We start from the raw sequence: 19,826 nt of genomic DNA on the forward strand, positions 1-19,826 counted from the left end.
ACTTTTCATTCTAACTGAAATCATTTTTTCAAACAACAATAAAGAATGATGCATGATATAATGATAAAAAAAGAGGTGTGATTATGGGATTATTTGTATCATTTGAAGGACCAGACGGAAGCGGTAAGACAACCATCACAAAATATTTGACAGAGTATTTTATGGACAAAGGTGAAGATATCTTGCTAACGCGTGAACCTGGGGGAATTGGAATTTCAGAAAAGATTCGAAACCTGATCCTTGATCCAGTCCACACAGAGATGGATGATCGAACGGAAGCATTATTGTATGCAGCAAGTCGTCGTCAACACTTAGTGGAGAAAATTGTACCTGCCGTTGAAGCAGGTCGTATCGTTTTTTGTGATCGTTTTGTTGATTCATCACTAGCGTATCAAGGATATGCCCGTGGAATTGGCATTGATGAAGTTTGGGAGATTAATAAGTTTGCAATTGATAGTCATCTTCCAGATGTTACGATTTTTATTGATTGTGATCCGGAAATTGGTTTGGAGCGTACTGGTAAGCGGGGTGCAAAAGATCGTTTGGAGATGGAAGGGTTTGAGTTTCATAAACGAGTTTATGAAGGTTATCAAGAAGTCATTCGTCGTTTTCCAGACCGTATTCGTGTGATTGATGGAACTGGAACTGTCGAAGCGGTTGCTGCACAAGCAATAGCAATTATTGAAGAGGTTATTAATGAACGTTCAAACTGAAGCATTAAATTTATTTCATAAACAACAAGAAAAAAATCGTGTGTCACATGCATACCTAATTGTAGGGAAAAGTGATGCTTTTTCTTTTGCAGAGTATATGGCGCAGAGTTTAATGTGTATGCAACAAGAAATTGGTGCGTGTGGAACATGTAGTGTGTGTCTTCGAATTAAAGAGCGAACACATGGTGACTACAGCGTTTTAAGTAGTAAAGACGAAAGTATCAAAAAACAAGAGATTGTAACGTTGAAAGAGCAATTTGTTCAAACCAATATGGAAGCCAATTCTCGTAAAGTTTATATTATTGAAGATGTAGAAAATGCTAGTATCGCTGCAATGAATAGTATTTTGAAGTTTCTTGAAGAACCGGATAGCGATGTGACTGCAATTCTCACGACATCGCAACCCAATCGTGTCTTAGAAACGATTAAATCACGATGCCTACTTATTCAATTAAAGGATAACGATCAAAAGGTGCTCTTCGAAGCCGGTATTGAGGAAGGACTTGATGAGCAAGATGCTTATTTATTATCAAGGGTTGAAAATACCGTTGAGGCAATGCTTTCTGTAAGTCAAAGCGAAGGTTATCAAGCGACCGTAGATCTGGCGTTAGAAGTTTTAGGGATGTTAAATGATAAACGCATTCACGAAGGTGTCGTTCTTATGCAGCACCGTGGCATTAAACAAAAAGTCTTAGACAAAGCAACGATCGATTTATTTTTAGACGTACTCTTAGTGAGCTTGGATTTTGAAACATTTCCAAAATTCAATCAATATGTCGATAAAATGAATGATAATACAAAACTTGGATATAAGAAGCGTATATTGATGATTAAAGATAGAATTCGCCCTGGGGTAAATACAAACTTACTCATTGATCAACTTGCTTATGAAATTGTAAATCAGCATAAAACATTTACGCTCTAGGAGGTCCCGCTATGATTAAGCAACAAAGTTTTAAAAATGAACTACCAACACTGTATCTTGTCGCAACACCGATTGGAAACTTACAAGAAATGACACCACGTGCCATTGAGATTCTCAAAACGGTAGACATTGTTGCTGCAGAGGATACACGTAATGCGCGTAAATTATTTTCGCATTTTGATATTGAAACGAAGTTAATCAGTCATCATGCTCACAACGAACATGAGAGTTCACAAGGGATTATCGAACTGTTGCATAACCATTCGAGCGTTGCATTAATTAGTGATGCAGGATACCCCCTAATTTCAGATCCCGGGCAAACTTTGGTTCGAGATGTTATTGCTGCAGGATATAATGTTGTACCAATTTCAGGTGCGAGTGCATTTCTAAATGCATTAGTCGCATCAGGTCTTGTTGCCCAGCCATTTGCGTTTATGGGATTCTTGGAACATAAAGAGAATCAACTAAAAAAACAGCTCGAAAAGGATAAAGATTTGCCGATGACAACTGTCTATTATTTATCGGTACACAAGTTAGCAAAGACCTTAGAAATCGTGTATGATGTATTAGGTAATCGCCAAATATGCCTTGTTCGTGAACTCACCAAAATGCATGAAGAATTCATACGTGGCAGTGTTACCGAAGTTATCGATGCAGTCGATGTGATTAAAGGTGAATTTGTTCTTGTCATTGAGAAAAATTCAGTTGAAGAAATTGTGACGTTTGAAACGCTCATTTCGCAAATTGATGACGCAATTTCAGAAGGAAATTCAGTATCACGATCAATCTCATTGGTAGCGAAGCGTAATAATGTATCTAAAAATGATCTTTATGCGCAGTACCACGAATCAAAATAGGAGAGATAAAATGAAAATTTTTGATTATGAAGATATTCAATTGATTCCCAATAAATGTATTGTGAACAGTCGTTCAGAGTGTGATACAAGCATTGAATTAGGAAACCGCCGTTTTGAAATGCCAATTGTTCCTGCAAACATGCAAACCGTTATTGATGAACCCCTCGCAATCTGGTTAGCAGAAAATAACTATTTTTATGTTATGCACCGCTTCGATGAAGCACGTCGTTATGACTTCATAAAGGAAATGGCAGAACGTAATTTATTTTCATCGATTAGTGTTGGTGTCAAAGGTGATGAGTATGGTTTTATCGAACAACTCGCTAATGACAATGTGATCCCTGATTATATTACAATTGATATTGCTCATGGTCACTCAGAGTCCGTTATCTCAATGATTAAACATATTAAAAAATTCATTCCTCAAACATTCGTAATTGCAGGTAATGTCGCAACACCTGAAGCTGTTCGTGAACTTGAAAATGCGGGAGCGGATGCTACGAAAGTTGGCGTTGGACCTGGAAAAGTATGCATCACAAAATTAAAAACAGGTTTTGGAACTGGTGGATGGCAACTATCAGCGCTGGCATGGTGTGCTAAAGCTGCACGTAAGCCAATTATTGCTGATGGTGGTATTCGCGACCATGGTGATATTGCAAAATCAATTCGTTTTGGAGCAACAATGTGTATGATTGGTTCACTCTTTGCAGGGCACGAAGAATCTCCAGGTGAAACTGTTGAAAAAGATGGTGTTACATTCAAAGAATACTTCGGTAGTGCGTCACAATTCCAAAAAGGTGAACACAAAAATGTCGAAGGTAAGAAAATCTTGGTACCATACAAGGGAAACCTTGCCGATACATTGTTAGAAATGAAGCAAGACTTACAATCTTCAATTTCCTATGCGGGTGGAAGAGACCTTGAGTCAATCCGCAAAGTAGATTACGTAATTGTTAAGAATTCTATATTTAACGGCGACCGTTAAAATATGATATAATTTACACAGGGTGATGCTATGAGTTTAAAACTTACAAAACAAAGACAAGAAATCCTCGATGTTATTCAAGCATCTGACGGACATATGACCGCAGACGAAATACATTCAACATTAAAAGAGCATGGAGTATCGGTGGGAATTGCGACTATTTATCGTAATCTTAACGTTTTGTATGCAGAAAAGTTGATTAACCGTGTGCGCCATCCTGAGCTAGGATTTATCTATGATAAGAATCTACATGATCATTATCATTTTAGATGTCGCGAATGCAATCGAATACAAGATGTAGAGATTGAGTATCGTGATGATTTACATGCGCTTGTAGAACAAGAACTTGGATGTCTCGTGATTGATCACGATATGTCATTTGAGGGGATCTGCAGCGAATGTTTAAAAAAACGAACCAAAAAAAGCTAAATCCCGTAATTACGGGATTTTTCAATAGATACGAAAGGGATAGTACATGCATACAAAAATATTAAATTTCCGTGATTTAGCTGGAATACCTGTTACTAATGGTGTTGTGAAACCACATAAATTGTTGCGAGGTGGTCCTCTTGAAAATTTAGACGACCAAACGCGAGCACGTCTTGTTAATGAATTTGAGTTAACGCATGTTATCGACTTGCGAACACTTGATGAACAAGATCGTCAACCTAACGAAATTATCGCGGGTGTCCGTTATACGCATTTAGATATACTCGGTAAACGTGAACGCACAACAGCAGACCCAATGGAAATGCTAAAGATGGTCGAAGACGTAAATTCGGTTGAGCATATGCAATCACTAAATGATACATTTATTCGTGATGAAGACGCTCGTAATGAGTACCGCCAATTCTTCAAGGAACTTTTAAACAATCGTGAAGGTGCTACTTACTTCCATTGTTCAGCAGGAAAAGATCGGACCGGATTCGCAGCTGCTCAAATATTGAAAATTCTGGGTGCATCCCGGGAATCAATTTTAGAAGATTATTTGATGACAAATATCCTCAACAAAAATAATCAAAAGCGCATGGTTGCTCTCATGTTGGAACAACATCCTGATGCGACACCAGAACAAATTGAAAATTATCGAGGATATACAATGGTTGCGGAATCTTATATTCAAGCGGCATTTGATGCAATCGATGAAGATTATGGTGATTTTGATACCTACGTTGCGGAAGTCCTAGAACTTACTGCAGACGATATTGAAATACTTCAAACAATTTACGTAACAGAACAATAATCTCAGTGGGATTCAATCCCATTGAGATTTTCTTTTCTAAGTTGTGAGAAGCGACTAAATAAGCTATAATTACAAAGAAATATGCGGAGGCCTATATGAAAGATAAAAAAAATTATTACATTACATCCGCCATTGCTTATACCTCAGCAAAGCCTCATGTTGGGAACATTTATGAAATCGTATTAGCTGATGCTATTGCGAGATTTAAACGTGCACAAGGCTTTAATGTTCGCTTCCAAACTGGAACAGACGAGCATGGACAAAAAATCGAGGATTATGCGATTGCAGCGGGCATTACACCAAAAGAACATGTCGATAACATTTCTACAATTATTCGTGATCTTTTTGATCTCATGGACGTAAAGTATGATTACTTCATTCGAACAACAGATGAAGATCATAAAACACAAGTCAAAAAAGTATTCAAAAAATTACATGACCAAGGGGATATCTATAAAGGTGTTTACGAAGGTTGGTACTGTAAAGCTGATGAAGCATTTTACTCAGACATTCAAGTTAAAGATGGCTTATGCCCAGATTGTGGTGCAAAATTAGAACGTCAAAAAGAAGAAACATACTTCTTTAAAATGAGTAAATACCAAGAACGTTTGGTAAAACATATTCAAGATAATCCAAATTTCATTCAACCAGAGTCACGTAAAAATGAAATGGTCAAAAACTTTTTAACAGAACCACTTCACGATTTAGCGGTTTCTCGTACAAGTTTCAAATGGGGAATTCCTGTTGATTTTGATCCAGAACATGTTGTTTACGTATGGATTGATGCATTAATCAACTATATTACAGGTATTGGATATGATGCTGATGGAAACCATAGCGCAGAATTTGCTGAATGGTGGCCGGCAGATGTTCATTTAATTGGTAAAGATATTTTACGATTCCACACAATTTACTGGCCAATTATTCTCATGGCATTAGATGTTGAATTACCCGAACAAATTTTTGGTCATCCATGGTTACTTGCCGGGGATGATAAGATGAGTAAGTCAAAAGGAAACATGGTTTATGTTGACGACTTGGCTGCAGTGTTTGGTGTTGATCCTGTTCGTTATATTATGCTTCATGAAATGCCATATGAACGTGATGGGCATATCACAAATGAACTGATGATTGAACGTATTAACACAGACCTTGCGAATATTATAGGGAACTTAGTTAATCGTACAGTTGCGATGATCAATAAATACTACGGGGGCGTCTTAACGGTGAACACTGTGACAGACCCACTAGATACAGAACTTGTTGATGCAATTCAAAACTTAATACCAAATGTCGAAATAAAAATGGAAACGTTACATGTTGCAGATGCAATCAGTGAAATTGTAAGTCTTTTCCGTAAAGGAAATAAATATATTGATGATACACAACCATGGGTACTGGCAAAAGACGAAGCGTCAAGTGATCGCCTACAAACTGTACTTTATAATCTTGTAGAATTGATTCGTGTTGGTGGTATTGCTTTAGAAGCGTTCATTCCATCGACATCTCAAAAAATTCTTGACCAAATTAATGTTGAAGATCGTTCATTCGAAAGTGCTCGTCAATATGGTCTTACACCACCGGGTCACAAAGTTATCGATAAAACAGAAATTATTTTCTCACGTTTAGATAAAGAAGAAACTTTAGCAAAACTTACTGTTGAAGAAGAACCAGCAGTGGTTGAAGAAGTCGTCGAAGAAATCACGATAGACGAGTTCAAGAAAATGGTCCTAAAAACAGGAACAATAGTTGATGTCGAGAAACATCCAAAAGCCGACAAACTCTATGTAGTTCAAGTTGACTTAGGATCTAAAACTGTCCAAGTCGTAAGTGGTCTTGTGGAACACTTTACGAAGGACGAACTAATGGGGAAACAAGTTGTTGTTGTAACGAACTTAAAACCTGTCAGTTTACGCGGTGTCCAATCAAACGGAATGATTCTGGCAGCAAAAGATGCTGAGGGAATGGATCTTGTTTCAGGTGGAACTGTCGTAAACGGAACACAAATTAGTTAACCAGTCCCTCCGCAAGGAGGGATTTATTTTTTAGGAGGAATTTATGAAAGTTGTTTTTATCCGTCATGGTCGTTCCATGGCCAATGATACGGGTGTTTGTGCAGGTTGGTACGATACACCGTTATGTGAAAAAGGAATTGAAGAGTTACATCAGCATCGAGAAACGTATACCTATCCCAAAACCGATCGTTATTACAGCTCTGATCTGAGCCGAGCTTACGATACATTTAAAATTCTTTATGGTGAAGAAACACCACTTGCAGAGAAAACATCAGCATTTCGTGAAATGTCAGTGGGTGATTACGAAAATGTTGCATGGGATGCCATGGATTTTAATCCGTTCGACGAACTCTTTGGCAACAACAAGCCAGTTCTAAATGGTGAGACTGTTTCGCAAATGAGTTTACGTGTCTTTGGAAAGCTAACTAAAATACTTTCCGAAATGGATGCATCGAATGAAGATAGTGTTACAATTGTTTGTCATGCAGGTGTTATTATGATGGTTCTTACATTTCTTGCGCCATTGTCGTTTGAAGAGCGCATGAATATTGAAACACCCAATGGACTGGGATATGTCATGGATTTAGAATTTGATGCAATGCATAATCATATCCGCCTTAACTCTTACCATAAAGTCTGGGAGTAAAGGTCGCTTTCAAGGGTGAATCTTGGTACAATACAACCAGAGGTGATAGCATGAAAGTTGTATTAGTAAGACATGGATTTACAGTTGGAAATGATTTAGGTACTTATACAGGGTGGAGCGACACAATGTTGTCGGATAAAGGAATTCGAGAACTCAAAGAATATCGTGAAACGTATAATTACCCAAAAACAGATCGTTATTATACATCTGATTTAACACGTACAATTGATACATTTAAACTTATTTATGGTGAAGAAACACCAATTACGGAATCAACATTTGCCTTCCGTGAGATTAACTTTGGTGATTATGAAGATGTTCGTTGGGATCAGATCAACAACATTCCTTACAATGAAGTTTATATCCAAAACAAACCCCATGTGAATGGTGAAACCATTTCTCAAGTTAGTTTGCGTTTGTTTGGAAAACTGACGGCAGTACTTGGAGAAATGCAAAAAGCAGGCGAAGATAGTGTAACAATCGTCTGTCATTCAGGAGTCATTAAGACCATCTTGATGTTCCTCAAACCTGTATCTTTTGATAATTATCGTCGAATCGATACGCCAAATGGCTTGGGTTATATTCTCGATGTTGATTTTGATGCTTTAAATAACTACATCACACTGAACTATTATGATCCAATCGAGAAGATAAAATAAAAACTGTCTAGATAGACAGTTTTTTGTTTGATTATTTCAATGGAATTGCGATTGAAAATGGAATTAGTGTATCTTGACCGATTGACTCAACATATAAGATGTTATGAAGCTCATTGGTGTAATCAGCAGCAGTTACTGCCGTTTCATAAGTGAGTGCCTCAGCTCGAGATAAATTAGATAAAGTTACGGTGTCATAGTTCAAAAAAGACAATGCGTTGGTACTCATAAACCCGTATTCGGGATTAAAGAATCGCGGAATTACAATATCTGTTTTTGGCTTGGCAAGGAAATAGTTTAGATTAACATCGGTTTTCTTACCTGTGTTTGCATTGAGGTAGGCAAGCGTTCCTGGGAATCGTTGGTCAACGTTTAATTGATAGATTTCAGCATTCTTTTGATACATAACAATGTATTCAAGTTTGCCACCATCCTGAGTGTAATCTTGTATTGAATCAATATTTCTCAAATCATTAGTATAGATGGTCCCAAGTTCGGCAAAGTTTCCAGTAAACTCATGCTCAGCTGTCAGTGTGTTATTAAAAATTTGCATAGCAGTAGGATTAAAACGTGGTCGTGATAATGGATTAATTTGAATCAGTGTTTCTGATGTATGCATCATTGAAAAGAGTGGATCCAACTTATCTTTACGAACAAAGAACTCCCGGTTCATTTGACTGCCATTATCCAAGTTATAGGAAAATTTGAGTAACGCATAAGGTGACTGTCCTGGTTCTGTAAAGATATCACTGTAGGATAATACTGATGCATCTTTTTCAAAATCATTCACAATTGATTGGTGGAATGCAACGAAATTGTTAATACCCTGATCAGATGTGATAAAGATATCTTTGGTTGAACCTTCACCAAACGGTAATTGAGCAACGGTACTTCCTGAAATCTTAATACGTTCAACATTTTCGACATGTGGCACGCGTGTTGTGAAACCATAGCCATTTGAAATAAAAATAAATGCACAGGTTACAATTGTAACAAGAACAACAATCCCGTAGTTTCGTGTTATTTCTCGGATATTTCGCGTCGATCGGTTTTTGATAATATTTAATAAAACGTAAATGACATAGCAAAGTAAAATAGGGAGAATAATGACGAATGGTGATAGGAAGTGGTTCACATTAGTGAGAATTGCCCAGAATGCGATCAAACCAACCAGTAACAATGCTGTGAATAAAGATGTAATGAGGCTGAAGAAGACCCGATTCGTAAACGGTTGTTCTGTCTTTTCAGATTTTCGAATTTGGTATAGATAGATGGAAACAGCATTAATAATAATTCCGAGAATAAGCCAGTACGATGAGATAATCGTAGGACTATATTCGACCCCTAAACTATTGGTAACATGGAATGTTGCGATATGGGGCGAGAAGAGTGCAAGCATTTCTCCAGATCCTGATGCAAAACCAAGAATGAAGCGTCCGGCAAAGAATTGGACAGCGGTATATGCAATATAAGGTGCGATAGATAGAATTACAGTATAGATAATTGCATCGGACAATGTTCCGGTATTCATGATGACAAAAATTGTCATACTCATAATTGCTGCGAAAATAATAACTAAACGTGCATATATAAAGAGATGTTCTATGGACATTGGAATAATATTCAAGATATAAGAAAGAATATAACCCAAACCATATGTAATCGTAAATGGAATTACAACCATCATTAACGATGCAAACAAATAGGTAATATATAGATCACGACGTCGTACTGGCAACGAGTGATAAATGTTCACCGACTTACTCGAGAATAAATAGTTAAAGAATAAGAAGGGTGAAATGGCACTGATGAAAACAGTGACAGTCGCGAGTAAGCTAACCAAGAATTGTGGAAATGGATTCAATGTCGATGTTGCTGAACTATTGAGCCAATTGATAAAGATTGGTAGTGGAAAAGTTGTTAGTAACAATATAGTGAAAACCGTCATAAAGGCCTTGAGTCGTTTCGCGTGGAAGCCGATGAGATCAAAGTTTATCCGTGATGTGAATAAGAGTTTCATATGTTGACCTCCGCCATAAAAATTTCATCGAGTGATGTATCATCATGTTCGTAAAGAATAGGGTTTAGTGTTTCAAGGAAGGATTCTATTTCTGACCGATTTCCTTTAACCAGAAGTGTAAAGATTCGCGATTTACCACTGATACGTAGTGTCTCAATGTTTGCGAATACTTTAGGATCAATATCGTTCGCAAATGCAATCTGGTATTTATGATAGGAATTTAAGAACTCTTCTTGAGAGTAGTTCATCTGAATTGTATTCTTATCTAAGATGACTACTGAATCGCAAATATCTGACAACTCTTGAAGGTTATGTGATGAGATGATCACAATTGTTTTATTTGTTGCGACTTCATCGCTAATCATCTGACGAATTTTGAAGCGCATTAAGGGATCAAGACCATCAAATGCTTCGTCCAAAAGCAGAACTTTGGTGCGTGCTGCGATTCCAAGAAGGAGTGAGACTTGGCGTTTCATCCCTTTCGAGAAGGAGTTTAAAGATTGATCTTCATCTAAATCAAAAAGATAGAGTAATTCGTAGAAACGACCATCGTCAAAATTTTTATAGAAGACTTTATAAAAATCGCGCATCTCTTTGATGGTTGCTTTAGTCATAAAATAGGCGTCATCGCTGACAAAGAAAACCTCTTTTTGGACATTTGGATTATCGAAAACTTGTTGTTGGTTAAATGCAACAATTCCTGCATCAGCTTCAACGACACCAGCAATGAGTCGTAAAAAGGTGGATTTTCCAGCACCGTTTCGGCCGATAAGTCCTAAAATCGTACCATCTTCAATACGGATGTTGATGTCTTCGAGGACTTCGCGGTGCTCGTAGCGTTTGTTAACATTAATAAATTGGATCATGAGTGTGCCCTCTTTAGAAAATTTTGAACAGTCTCTGGGTCTTCGCCCAGTTCAATAAGTTGTTGATATGCACTTGCTAACGATGAATAGGCATCTTCTAAGACTGAGTCTAGGCCTTCGGTTGTATCGCTGACAAACGAACCTTTTCCTGCTACGGAATAGATTAAACCAGCCATTTCGCATTCGTGATAAGCCTTCGAAACCGTATTCGGATTGATTCCTAATTCTTTAGCAAGAATCCGTACTGTTGGAAGTTGATCGTGTGGCTTCAATACCCCAATAGCGATATACTTAGCGACTTGTTGCACGATCTGTTCAAAGATTGGCAAGGAACTTCTTGAATTAATACTGAACATAATGTCACCTCTATCTGTACCACTTATAGTAATACAGTAATACAAAGCGGTATCAGGTGTCAATAGTTTAGGCATAAAATAGCGGATTTTATGGATAATGTGTTAAAATCTAAGACGGAGGCTTTAGATATGTATGATGTTATAGTAGTAGGAGGCGGTCATGCCGGTGTTGAAGCAGCAGTAGCTGCAGCTCGCATGGGACAAAAAACTGCACTCTTTACGTTAAATATTGATCGAATCGCAGCCATGCCTTGCAACCCCTCAATTGGAGGTCCTGCAAAAGGTATTGTTGTTCGCGAAATTGAGGCATTGGGTGGTGTAATGGGAAAAATTGCAGACCAAACAGCACTACAATTCCGTGTATTAAATTCAAGTAAAGGACCGGGCGTACAAAGCTTACGAGTCCAATCTGATAAAATCGAATACAGTAAAGCCATGCGTGATGCTGTATTAAATGAACCAGGTATTGAAATTGTCCAAAAAATGGTGGAAGGACTTGTTGTTGAGGATGGAAAAATTGTTGGTATTCAATGTGCTAACGATGAATTCATTGCAACAAAGACGGTTATTATTACTTCCGGAACCTATATGAGCTCAAAAATTTTGGTCTCAGATCGTGTTACCCATTCGGGTCCTGAAGGAGATCCAACGTCAAACAAACTGTCCAATTCAATACGTGCTCTTGGTCTAAAAACATTCCGTTTAAAGACTGGAACCCCTGCACGTGTCTATACAGACAGTATTGACTTCACTAAGACAACAATCCAACCAGGTGATGACAAACCGTATTATTTTTCAAATACAACACGCAAAGAAGATGTTATTCAAGAACAATATGCTTGTTACCTAACCTATACAAATGAAGAAACTCATAAAATTATCCAAGCCAACTTAGGAAAATCAAGTATGTATTCAGGTGTTGTAGAAGGTGTTGGTGCGCGTTACTGCCCATCTATTGAAGATAAGATTGTACGTTTTGCAGATAAAGAACGTCATCAAATTTTCTTGGAACCTGAAGCAGCATCGCTTGATACAACATATGTTCAAGGATTAAGTTCATCTTTACCTGAAGATGTACAAGATGCAATGTTACGTACGATTCCTGGATTGGAAAATGTACGTGTTCAGAAATATGGATATGCCATTGAATATGATGCAATTGATCCAATTCAATTGAAACCAACCCTAGAAATAATGTCTGTTGATGGTCTATTTACAGCGGGCCAAATTAATGGTACTTCAGGGTACGAAGAGGCCGCGGGTCAAGGACTTATGGCCGGTATCAATGCAGCATTAAAAGTACGTGGGGAAGAACCGCTTATTTTAAAACGTGATGAAGCTTATATTGGTGTTATGATTGACGATTTGGTAACAAAAGGAACGTTAGAGCCGTACCGTTTGCTTACATCACGTGCAGAATACCGTCTGTTATTACGTCACGATAATGCGTATAGACGTCTAACCCATTTTGGACAACGCATTGGCTTATTACACGATGATAAGGCGCAATCTATTCAAGATGATATTGCGATTATTGATACATTTATTGAAGAAGCGAAAACAATCAAAGTACCTCATGACGAAAACTTTACGGCATACTTTGCGTCAAAGGATTCTCCGTTTGAAAGTCATGACTTAACGCTGTATGATGCGGTTAAACGTCCGGGTATCGAATTACTGGAGATGCTTGAATTGTTCAATATGGATGTTCGTCAAGATCTTGCTTTCCAGATACAAGTAGAGATCAAGTATGAAGGTTATATCCGTAAAGCCATGAAGGATGCGGAAAAACTACGTTCGATGGAGAATATAAAACTTCCAGAAGACATTAATTATGATGCCATTGATAACTTATCAATTGAGGGAAAACAAAAACTTGGGTTGGTGCGTCCTGTCACAATGGGACAAGCTTCACGAATATCGGGTGTTAATCCTGCCGATGTCGCAATCCTAGCAATGGTTCTCAAACAAAGAAATAAACAAGCTTAACACCCATTATTGGGTGTTTTTCTTTGCAGTTTACCACCCAATAATGTATAAAAAATGAAAACTACGCACTTTTAGAATGACTTCGAGATACAACAGCATGAATACACCAAAAAAATGATATAATACAAGTAATCGACCCCAAAGGAGGACCTGTTATGAAAATAGGGACAATCGGAAGTGGTGTTATTGTTGAAGAATTTATACAAGCTGCACGGATCGTTGAAGGTGTCAGTTTTGATGCCGCATATTCCAGAACCATGGACCGTGCAGCACTCTTTGCACAAAAAAATGACATACCTAAAGCTTATGATGATCTTGACGCAATGCTAGCTGACCCAGCATTAGATTTTATTTATATTGCATCACCAAATAGTTTACATTATACCTATACAATGCAATCACTCCATGCTGGAAAAAATGTCATTGTGGAAAAACCCTTTGCCGGAAATGTGGCCCGAGCACAAGAAATGATTGCCTTGGCAAAAGCGAAAAATTTAATGTTGTTTGAAGCGATTTGCAACATACATATGCCACACTTCAAGTATGTAAGCCAACAATTCGACCGAATTGCTCCAATTAAGGCAATTCAATGTAATTTTAGCCAGTACTCAAGCCGTTACACACAATTAAAAAATGGTGAAGTCACAAATGTTTTTGATCCAGAATTTTCGGGCGGAGCGCTAGCAGATATTAACATTTACAACCTTCATTTTGTTGTGGGGTTATTTGGGAAACCTGAGCATGTTACTTACATCGCAAATACGCATGAGAATGGTATAGATACTTCAGGTGTTGTAACACTTACGTATCCTGGTATAGTTGTTGAATGTGTTGGTGCGAAAGATAGTTTTTCCAAGAATTTCGGACAAATACAAGGCGAAAACGGCTATCTCTACATTCCTGAAGGTGTAAACAGTATTAAAAGTGTCGAAACGATTACAAAAGACGCAAAAATCGATTATAATATTCAAGATAAACCACGTCTTTACTATCAAGTAGATGTATTCAAAAATATTTATGATACACAAGATTTTGCCCGTCGTGACGCATTACTTGAACACAGCCTTGCTGTTGTCGAAGTTGCCGAAAAAGCACGCAATGCAATCAATCTAAAATTTGAATTTTAATAAAGGAGTATGTATGAATTTCAACGTATTTATAGAACAGATAAATACATTAGGAATTGTTGTTTCAGATACGATGGAGCAACAATTTTTAACGTATAAATCACTTATTCAAGAAGTGAATCAAGTGTTGAATCTTACTGCCATTGACGATGATGCAGGGATTTTCCATAAGCATTTTTATGATTCACTACTGATATCTCCATTGATTAAAGCAGACACTACCCTAGCTGATATCGGTAGTGGGGCTGGCTTTCCAGGGATCGTGATTGCTATTGCAAGACCGGATGTTCATGTGACATGTATTGAGCCAACAACAAAGCGTACGAATTTTCTGAATCGTGTTGTTGCAGAATGTGAGCTCAAAAATGTTACGGTCTTGAACCAACGAGCTGAAGACGCAATCGTTGATTTGAGAGAATCGTTTGACTATGCGACGGCACGGGCTGTAGCATATCTCGATATTCTCAGTGAGTTATGCCTTCCATTCGTCAAAATGGGCGGAACCTTTCTGGCGATGAAGGGTCAACGCGCAATGGAAGAATTGGAAATATCAAAAAAAGCCATCGCAACCCTTGGCGGGTCTTTCAAAGAAAGTCACTTTTTTGATGATGAAATTATGGGTGAGCGATATAACCTTGAAATCGTTAAAATTAAGAACACGCCAAAGAAATATCCACGTATTTATGCTAAAATAAAGAAGACACCGTTGTCGGGGAGGAATCATGATTGATCGCAAAGATATACCGATTGAACTAGTACAGCCCAATCGTTACCAACCACGTACTGTATTTGATGAAGAAAGCTTATTGGAATTGGCCCAATCTATTCGTGAGAATGGCTTAATTCAACCAATAGTTGTTCGTGAAGTTGATGATCATTATGAGATTATTGCAGGCGAAAGACGTTATCGCGCCATGCTCATGTCCGGATTTTTAACGGTACCAAGTATTATTAGCAATATCGATGATGAAAAAAGTGCAACATTAGCACTTATCGAAAATATCCAAAGAGAAAATTTAAGTGTCCTTGAGGAAGCACGCTCATACCGTGACTTACTAAGACTTCAAGGAATTACGCAAAAAGAGCTTGCATCACGTGTCGGAAAATCACAATCAGCAATTGCCAATAAAATTCGTTTGTTGGAATTGCCTGAACCGATTCTTGAATCACTCGGAAAAAGAGAAATAACGGAGCGTCATGCACGAGCACTATTGGGTGTTGATCGTGAAAAACAAGAAGAATTCCTAGAGGCGATACTTGCCAAAAAGTTGAATGTTAAACAAACAGAAACTATGGTAAATAAACCGAAAAAACGCAAACCTGTTACGCGTGGAATTTCCCAACATATTAAAATTGGTATCAATACGATAAACCAATCGGTACAAATGATTGAAAAAACAGGAATTGCTGTAAAAGCAGAAATGGAAGACCTAGAAGACGAAGTTGTCATGACAATTCGCTTCCCAAAATAAAACCATAGAAATAAAGGATGTGAGTCAATGGGGAAAATTATAGCCGTAGCAAATCAAAAAGGTGGCGTAGGAAAAACAACGACCAGTATCAACTTATCTGCAGGATTAGCTTACTTAGGTCAAAAAGTTCTACTAATTGATCTGGATCCGCAAGGAAACGCATCGCAAGGTGTTGGCGCAAGCCGTATGTCGATTAAAGACAGCACCTATGACTTAATCCTTACAGATAAAGAAGTAGAAGACGTAGCGATTTCGCTAACGACACCACCAATGGATTTAATTCCTGCTACCATCGATTTAGCGGGTGCTGATCTTGAGATGGTTGAATTTAAAGTAGGGCGTGAACGTTTACTTAAAAATAAATTAGAATCAGTTAAAGACACATACGATTTCATTATTATCGATTGTCCACCATCATTAGGATTACTGAATACAAATGCATTAACTGCAGCAGATTCCGTAATAATTCCAGTACAATGTGAATACTATGCTTTGGAAGGATTAACACAATTGCTTTCAACGATTCGTCTTGTACAAAAACTGTTTAATCCAGAATTAAAAATTGAAGGCGTACTCCTTACCATGTTTGATGTTCGTACACGCTTAAGTGTTGAAGTTCAACAAGAGGTTCGTAAGTATTTCAAAGAACGCGTCTACAAAAGTAATATACCGCGAAATGTTAAATTATCTGAAGCACCATCTCGAGGCAATACGATTTTTGAATATGACCTCAAATCCGAAGGTGCAAAAGCTTATGCTTCATTAGCAAAAGAAGTTTTATCGCAGAATAAGAAAGAGAGTTGATATACATGGTCGATAGCAATCGCCTTGGACGTGGACTTGGAGCCATCTTTGGAGACGATGTAAGTAATGTCTTAGAAGATATTCAACAGGGGAAAAACGATGCATTTGGAGGCGTTAAAAACGTCATCAACATTAAAGACATTCGTACGAACCCGTATCAACCACGCCGCCACTTTGATGAACAAAAAATCGCAGAGTTGGCCGAATCAATTAAAACACACGGTTTATTTACTCCGATTTTAGTTCGTGAAACTAAAAAAGGATATGAACTTGTTGCAGGGGAGCGCCGTTTACGTGCATCAAAACTTGCAGGTCTCAAAGAAATTGCAGCTATCGTTGTAGAATTTGATGATTCACAAATGATGGAAATTGCGATTATTGAGAACGTTCAACGTGAAGATTTAAATGTCATTGAAGAAGCTATGGGATATCAATCCCTCATTGAACGTCTTGGGTTAACTCAAGAAGAAGTTGCGTCACGTGTCAGCAAATCACGCAGTCATATTACCAATTTGCTCAGACTTTTACGATTGCCCAAAGCAGTCCAAGAGATGGTAAGTGAGAATAAGTTAACGATGGGTCATGTTCGCCCACTTGTTACACTAGAAGACGATAAAGAAATCACTCGGATCGCTCAAGAAATCTACGATCGTAAATTATCAGTTCGTGAGGCTGAGGCACTTGTCAATAAACAAGGGCAAACCGATGAACCTAGCGAAAAGAAAGCTTCCGAGCATCCTGAGTACAGCTATGTGAAATCGCTGTTTGAGAAGAAACTTCAGACACGTATCAATGTAGATAATAAAAAAGTAACAATTCATTTCTCAGATGATGATGACTTAAACAGAATCTTAGAAATTTTAGGAGTTATGGAATAGTAATGATCCGGTAAGGAGGACATATGCCATTATTCTTTCAAGTAATTGCGATGATTGGTGCCTTAAGTGCGATACCACTCGCAATATGGATGTATCGAAAAAAATACATCGATATCTTTATTCTGGGTGGGATAGGAATATATGTTGCCGTGTTTAGTAGTATGGAACCAATGCCATTGTTTGCTATTAATTCCGACATCTTTATTATTCGATTTATAAATGATTTTCTACTAGTTCAGCTCTTCTCAATAACACTTGTTTTGTGTGTTGTGTTGTTAGTTACGATACTATACCGAAAATTTATCAAGAAGCAATAACTGAAACTCTGGGTATGAAATACCCAGAGTTTTTTTTGAGAGCAACATAAAAACGCATATAGTTGCGATAGACCATAAAAAGCAAGATAACACATGAAATCCTCAATGTTTTCATAGCAATACGGTATAATTTCTCGTAATCTATAAGATAGAAAGATAGAATGCACATTAGTGAATTCTATAGAGACGATAGTATGGCACAAATTTATTATGTAGATGCACAATTAGGTCATGATACCAATAACGGAACCAATTCTCATGAAGCATGGCAGACGCTCGAGAACGTTAATACGATAGTATTTCAACCAGGAGATTCAATCCTGTTTAAAACGGATTGTGAATGGTTCGGACACTTGCATCCACACGGTTCTGGAACCGTTGATAAGCGCATTAAAATTGGTTCATATGGCACAGGGTCACGACCGGCAATTCATGGCTTGGGTGTTGAATCTGTAATTTTACTCGTCAATCAAGAATACTGGGAAATATCTCATTTAGAAATAACAAATAAAAATCCAGAAGGTGTTGTACCAGGCCCCCGCCGGGGTATAGATATTCAAAACGTTAACTATGGAAACGATACTAATCGGGTTACGAACCTCGATACGATAACCAAGCTTCATGATTTTTACATTCATGATATGTACATTCACGACATTCAAGGTGAAGGTAAAAAAGATGCTAATGGAAGTGCGGGAATACAGTTTAGTGTATTAATTCCTAATATTTCGGAGGGGATTCCAGCGGAATATTCAGTCAATCAACGTAGTACTTTTGATGGAATTCGAATTGAAAATAACGAATTAAGAAACATTGATCGTTCAGGGATAATCTTTTGGACTGATTGGAAGAGTCGTGATTTATTACGCCATGCTGACTTCTTGTATGGTGATAAAACTAAAACACCATGGACGCCTATCCTAAATACTTATATTGCACGTAACAAGTTATTCAATATTGGTGGTGACGGGATTGCGCCGCATATGACCGAATCGGCAGTTATCGAATATAACTTTATTGACGGGTATAATACAACATCTGAAGGCTTTAATGCAGGGATGTGGGTCTGGAATAGTGATAAAGCGTTATTCCAGTACAACGAAGCAACGGGTGGGATATCCATTCGTGATGGAATGGCGTGGGACTTCGATCAAGCTAACAGAGGAACTATCTACCAATACAATTACTCTTATGGAAATGAAGGGGGAACACTTCTTATTTGTCCTGAAAATGAGGGTAATGGTATTGTCGACTGTATCTTTCGTTATAACTTAAGTTATAACGACTTATATCAAACATTTACAATTGGTGTCGGTGATACCGCTCAAAACATTCAGGTTCATAACAATGTCTTCTATCTTGATGAGACGATGAATACGAATCATCTGGTTGCCCAAGGTGGTAATAATCATGCAGAAATTTTTAATAATATTTTTGTAAATTATGGTACTGGTACCTATACAAAGAAAGATAAATGGCAGTACCGCCATAATTTCTATGTTGGTAATAATGTACCTGATTATGAAACGATCCCAGATGGTGACTATAAGAAAAAAATTGAAACGGCAGTTGATGCAATTATGCTTAGCCTCATCAAAAATTATTCCAATACACAACCAGTCAAAGGTCATGCGCTTCTTAATGAAGGTGTATATTCGTGGCATGACCAATTTGGCATAGAAGAAGGAAATATTTGGGGAGATTACTTTTATGTCGAAGCTCTGATGCGCCTCAACAATCCATCATGGAAGCCGTACTGGTAACAAAAACACACATTTATATAACCGGTTTACTAGCACTGTTTACTAAATAATTGCGATACAGCACGTTATTCGCAATCTATTGCCTGAACCCGGCAGTTCTACAAAAAGTATATGGTATGATAGAAATGTTGTTGCATGTGTCGTTGCGTTGAGTAAAACGAAACATGAAGCATATGCCATCACAATTAACCCTA

General features: G+C 37.7%; 20 protein-coding genes. 17 read left to right on the forward strand and 3 right to left on the reverse strand.

Features of this window, described 5'->3' with window-relative positions; translation table 11 throughout:
- Positions 1–80 precede the first annotated feature (80 nt).
- From tmk to GVV22_RS10625, 9 genes are all read left to right on the forward strand, one after another.
- The gene (gene tmk, locus GVV22_RS10585) at positions 81–713 is read left to right on the forward strand and encodes a dTMP kinase (RefSeq protein WP_419178514.1); all 633 of its coding nucleotides are present in this window, start codon (positions 81–83) and stop codon (positions 711–713) included.
- Positions 697–1,638: a DNA polymerase III subunit gene (locus GVV22_RS10590; RefSeq protein WP_159650017.1), complete on the forward strand. Its 942-nt coding sequence runs from the start codon at positions 697–699 to the stop codon at positions 1,636–1,638. The genes tmk and GVV22_RS10590 overlap by 17 nt, the downstream gene beginning before the upstream one ends.
- A gap of 11 nt (positions 1,639–1,649) precedes the next feature.
- Positions 1,650–2,495: a 16S rRNA (cytidine(1402)-2'-O)-methyltransferase gene (rsmI, locus tag GVV22_RS10595; protein WP_159650018.1), complete on the forward strand. Its 846-nt coding sequence runs from the start codon at positions 1,650–1,652 to the stop codon at positions 2,493–2,495.
- A gap of 10 nt (positions 2,496–2,505) precedes the next feature.
- A complete protein-coding gene (gene guaC, locus GVV22_RS10600) occupies positions 2,506–3,480 on the forward strand; it encodes a GMP reductase (protein ID WP_159634899.1) in 975 nt (324 codons plus the stop codon).
- Between the two features lie 30 nt (positions 3,481–3,510).
- Positions 3,511–3,909, forward strand: coding sequence for a Fur family transcriptional regulator (locus GVV22_RS10605; protein ID WP_159634902.1), 399 nt, complete (start codon positions 3,511–3,513; stop codon positions 3,907–3,909).
- A gap of 46 nt (positions 3,910–3,955) precedes the next feature.
- Positions 3,956–4,723 carry a tyrosine-protein phosphatase gene (locus GVV22_RS10610; protein ID WP_159650019.1) on the forward strand — a complete coding sequence of 256 codons (768 nt, stop codon included), beginning with the start codon at positions 3,956–3,958 and terminating at the stop codon, positions 4,721–4,723.
- Between the two features lie 95 nt (positions 4,724–4,818).
- On the forward strand, positions 4,819–6,738 hold the full coding sequence (metG, locus tag GVV22_RS10615) for a methionine--tRNA ligase (protein ID WP_159650020.1): 1,920 nt from the start codon (positions 4,819–4,821) through the stop codon (positions 6,736–6,738).
- Positions 6,739–6,781: 43 nt separating this feature from the next.
- Positions 6,782–7,384 carry a histidine phosphatase family protein gene (locus GVV22_RS10620; RefSeq protein WP_159650021.1) on the forward strand — a complete coding sequence of 201 codons (603 nt, stop codon included), beginning with the start codon at positions 6,782–6,784 and terminating at the stop codon, positions 7,382–7,384.
- A gap of 50 nt (positions 7,385–7,434) precedes the next feature.
- Complete coding sequence (locus GVV22_RS10625; RefSeq protein ID WP_159650022.1) at positions 7,435–8,043, forward strand: histidine phosphatase family protein; 609 nt, start codon at positions 7,435–7,437, stop codon at positions 8,041–8,043.
- Positions 8,044–8,074: 31 nt separating this feature from the next.
- Here GVV22_RS10625 and GVV22_RS10630 read toward each other — a convergent pair whose 3' ends face one another.
- The 3 genes from GVV22_RS10630 to GVV22_RS10640 are packed head-to-tail and all read right to left on the reverse strand — an operon-like array spanning position 8,075 to position 11,282.
- Positions 8,075–10,060 (reverse strand): ABC transporter permease, encoded by a 1,986-nt coding sequence (locus GVV22_RS10630; protein WP_159650023.1) that lies wholly within the window; start codon positions 10,058–10,060, stop codon positions 8,075–8,077.
- A complete protein-coding gene (locus GVV22_RS10635; protein ID WP_159650024.1) occupies positions 10,057–10,926 on the reverse strand; it encodes an ABC transporter ATP-binding protein in 870 nt (289 codons plus the stop codon). The genes GVV22_RS10630 and GVV22_RS10635 overlap by 4 nt, the downstream gene beginning before the upstream one ends.
- Positions 10,923–11,282, reverse strand: coding sequence for a GntR family transcriptional regulator (locus tag GVV22_RS10640; RefSeq protein WP_159650025.1), 360 nt, complete (start codon positions 11,280–11,282; stop codon positions 10,923–10,925). Before GVV22_RS10640 ends, GVV22_RS10635 begins: the two co-directional genes overlap by 4 nt.
- A gap of 129 nt (positions 11,283–11,411) precedes the next feature.
- Here GVV22_RS10640 and mnmG point away from each other — a divergent pair, with 129 nt between their 5' ends.
- The 8 genes from mnmG (at position 11,412) to GVV22_RS10680 (ending at position 19,632) form a co-directional block, all read left to right on the forward strand.
- On the forward strand, positions 11,412–13,271 hold the full coding sequence (mnmG, locus tag GVV22_RS10645) for a tRNA uridine-5-carboxymethylaminomethyl(34) synthesis enzyme MnmG (RefSeq protein WP_236261959.1): 1,860 nt from the start codon (positions 11,412–11,414) through the stop codon (positions 13,269–13,271).
- A gap of 155 nt (positions 13,272–13,426) precedes the next feature.
- The gene (locus tag GVV22_RS10650; RefSeq protein ID WP_159650027.1) at positions 13,427–14,398 is read left to right on the forward strand and encodes a Gfo/Idh/MocA family protein; all 972 of its coding nucleotides are present in this window, start codon (positions 13,427–13,429) and stop codon (positions 14,396–14,398) included.
- A gap of 13 nt (positions 14,399–14,411) precedes the next feature.
- Positions 14,412–15,128: a 16S rRNA (guanine(527)-N(7))-methyltransferase RsmG gene (gene rsmG / locus GVV22_RS10655; protein ID WP_159650028.1), complete on the forward strand. Its 717-nt coding sequence runs from the start codon at positions 14,412–14,414 to the stop codon at positions 15,126–15,128.
- Positions 15,121–15,870, forward strand: a complete 750-nt coding sequence (gene noc / locus GVV22_RS10660) for a nucleoid occlusion protein (RefSeq protein ID WP_159650029.1) — start codon at positions 15,121–15,123, stop codon at positions 15,868–15,870. The genes rsmG and noc overlap by 8 nt, the downstream gene beginning before the upstream one ends.
- 27 nt (positions 15,871–15,897) lie before the next feature.
- Entirely contained in the window at positions 15,898–16,674 is a 777-nt protein-coding gene (locus tag GVV22_RS10665) for a ParA family protein (protein WP_159650030.1), read from the forward strand.
- Positions 16,675–16,679: 5 nt separating this feature from the next.
- Positions 16,680–17,552: a ParB/RepB/Spo0J family partition protein gene (locus GVV22_RS10670; RefSeq protein ID WP_419178512.1), complete on the forward strand. Its 873-nt coding sequence runs from the start codon at positions 16,680–16,682 to the stop codon at positions 17,550–17,552.
- 23 nt (positions 17,553–17,575) lie between these two features.
- Positions 17,576–17,869 (forward strand): hypothetical protein, encoded by a 294-nt coding sequence (locus GVV22_RS10675; protein WP_159634941.1) that lies wholly within the window; start codon positions 17,576–17,578, stop codon positions 17,867–17,869.
- Between the two features lie 194 nt (positions 17,870–18,063).
- On the forward strand, positions 18,064–19,632 hold the full coding sequence (locus GVV22_RS10680) for a hypothetical protein (RefSeq protein ID WP_159650031.1): 1,569 nt from the start codon (positions 18,064–18,066) through the stop codon (positions 19,630–19,632).
- The last annotated feature ends 194 nt before the right edge of the window (positions 19,633–19,826 follow it).

The sequence above is a fragment of the Erysipelothrix aquatica genome (assembly GCF_009828825.1).
Taxonomy (GTDB): domain Bacteria; phylum Bacillota_I; class Bacilli_A; order Erysipelotrichales; family Erysipelotrichaceae; genus Erysipelothrix; species Erysipelothrix aquatica_A.

Coding starts and splice junctions, on each gene's coding strand:
- GVV22_RS10590 (WP_159650017.1), top strand. CDS start 697: ATGAACGTTCAAACTGAAGCATTAAATTTATTTCATAAACAACAAGAA.
- rsmI (WP_159650018.1), top strand. CDS start 1,650: ATGATTAAGCAACAAAGTTTTAAAAATGAACTACCAACACTGTATCTT.
- guaC (WP_159634899.1), top strand. CDS start 2,506: ATGAAAATTTTTGATTATGAAGATATTCAATTGATTCCCAATAAATGT.
- GVV22_RS10605 (WP_159634902.1), top strand. CDS start 3,511: ATGAGTTTAAAACTTACAAAACAAAGACAAGAAATCCTCGATGTTATT.
- GVV22_RS10610 (WP_159650019.1), top strand. CDS start 3,956: ATGCATACAAAAATATTAAATTTCCGTGATTTAGCTGGAATACCTGTT.
- metG (WP_159650020.1), top strand. CDS start 4,819: ATGAAAGATAAAAAAAATTATTACATTACATCCGCCATTGCTTATACC.
- GVV22_RS10620 (WP_159650021.1), top strand. CDS start 6,782: ATGAAAGTTGTTTTTATCCGTCATGGTCGTTCCATGGCCAATGATACG.
- GVV22_RS10625 (WP_159650022.1), top strand. CDS start 7,435: ATGAAAGTTGTATTAGTAAGACATGGATTTACAGTTGGAAATGATTTA.
- GVV22_RS10630 (WP_159650023.1), bottom strand. CDS start 10,060: ATGAAACTCTTATTCACATCACGGATAAACTTTGATCTCATCGGCTTC.
- GVV22_RS10635 (WP_159650024.1), bottom strand. CDS start 10,926: ATGATCCAATTTATTAATGTTAACAAACGCTACGAGCACCGCGAAGTC.
- GVV22_RS10640 (WP_159650025.1), bottom strand. CDS start 11,282: ATGTTCAGTATTAATTCAAGAAGTTCCTTGCCAATCTTTGAACAGATC.
- mnmG (WP_236261959.1), top strand. CDS start 11,412: ATGTATGATGTTATAGTAGTAGGAGGCGGTCATGCCGGTGTTGAAGCA.
- GVV22_RS10650 (WP_159650027.1), top strand. CDS start 13,427: ATGAAAATAGGGACAATCGGAAGTGGTGTTATTGTTGAAGAATTTATA.
- rsmG (WP_159650028.1), top strand. CDS start 14,412: ATGAATTTCAACGTATTTATAGAACAGATAAATACATTAGGAATTGTT.
- noc (WP_159650029.1), top strand. CDS start 15,121: ATGATTGATCGCAAAGATATACCGATTGAACTAGTACAGCCCAATCGT.
- GVV22_RS10665 (WP_159650030.1), top strand. CDS start 15,898: ATGGGGAAAATTATAGCCGTAGCAAATCAAAAAGGTGGCGTAGGAAAA.
- GVV22_RS10670 (WP_419178512.1), top strand. CDS start 16,680: ATGGTCGATAGCAATCGCCTTGGACGTGGACTTGGAGCCATCTTTGGA.
- GVV22_RS10675 (WP_159634941.1), top strand. CDS start 17,576: ATGCCATTATTCTTTCAAGTAATTGCGATGATTGGTGCCTTAAGTGCG.
- GVV22_RS10680 (WP_159650031.1), top strand. CDS start 18,064: ATGGCACAAATTTATTATGTAGATGCACAATTAGGTCATGATACCAAT.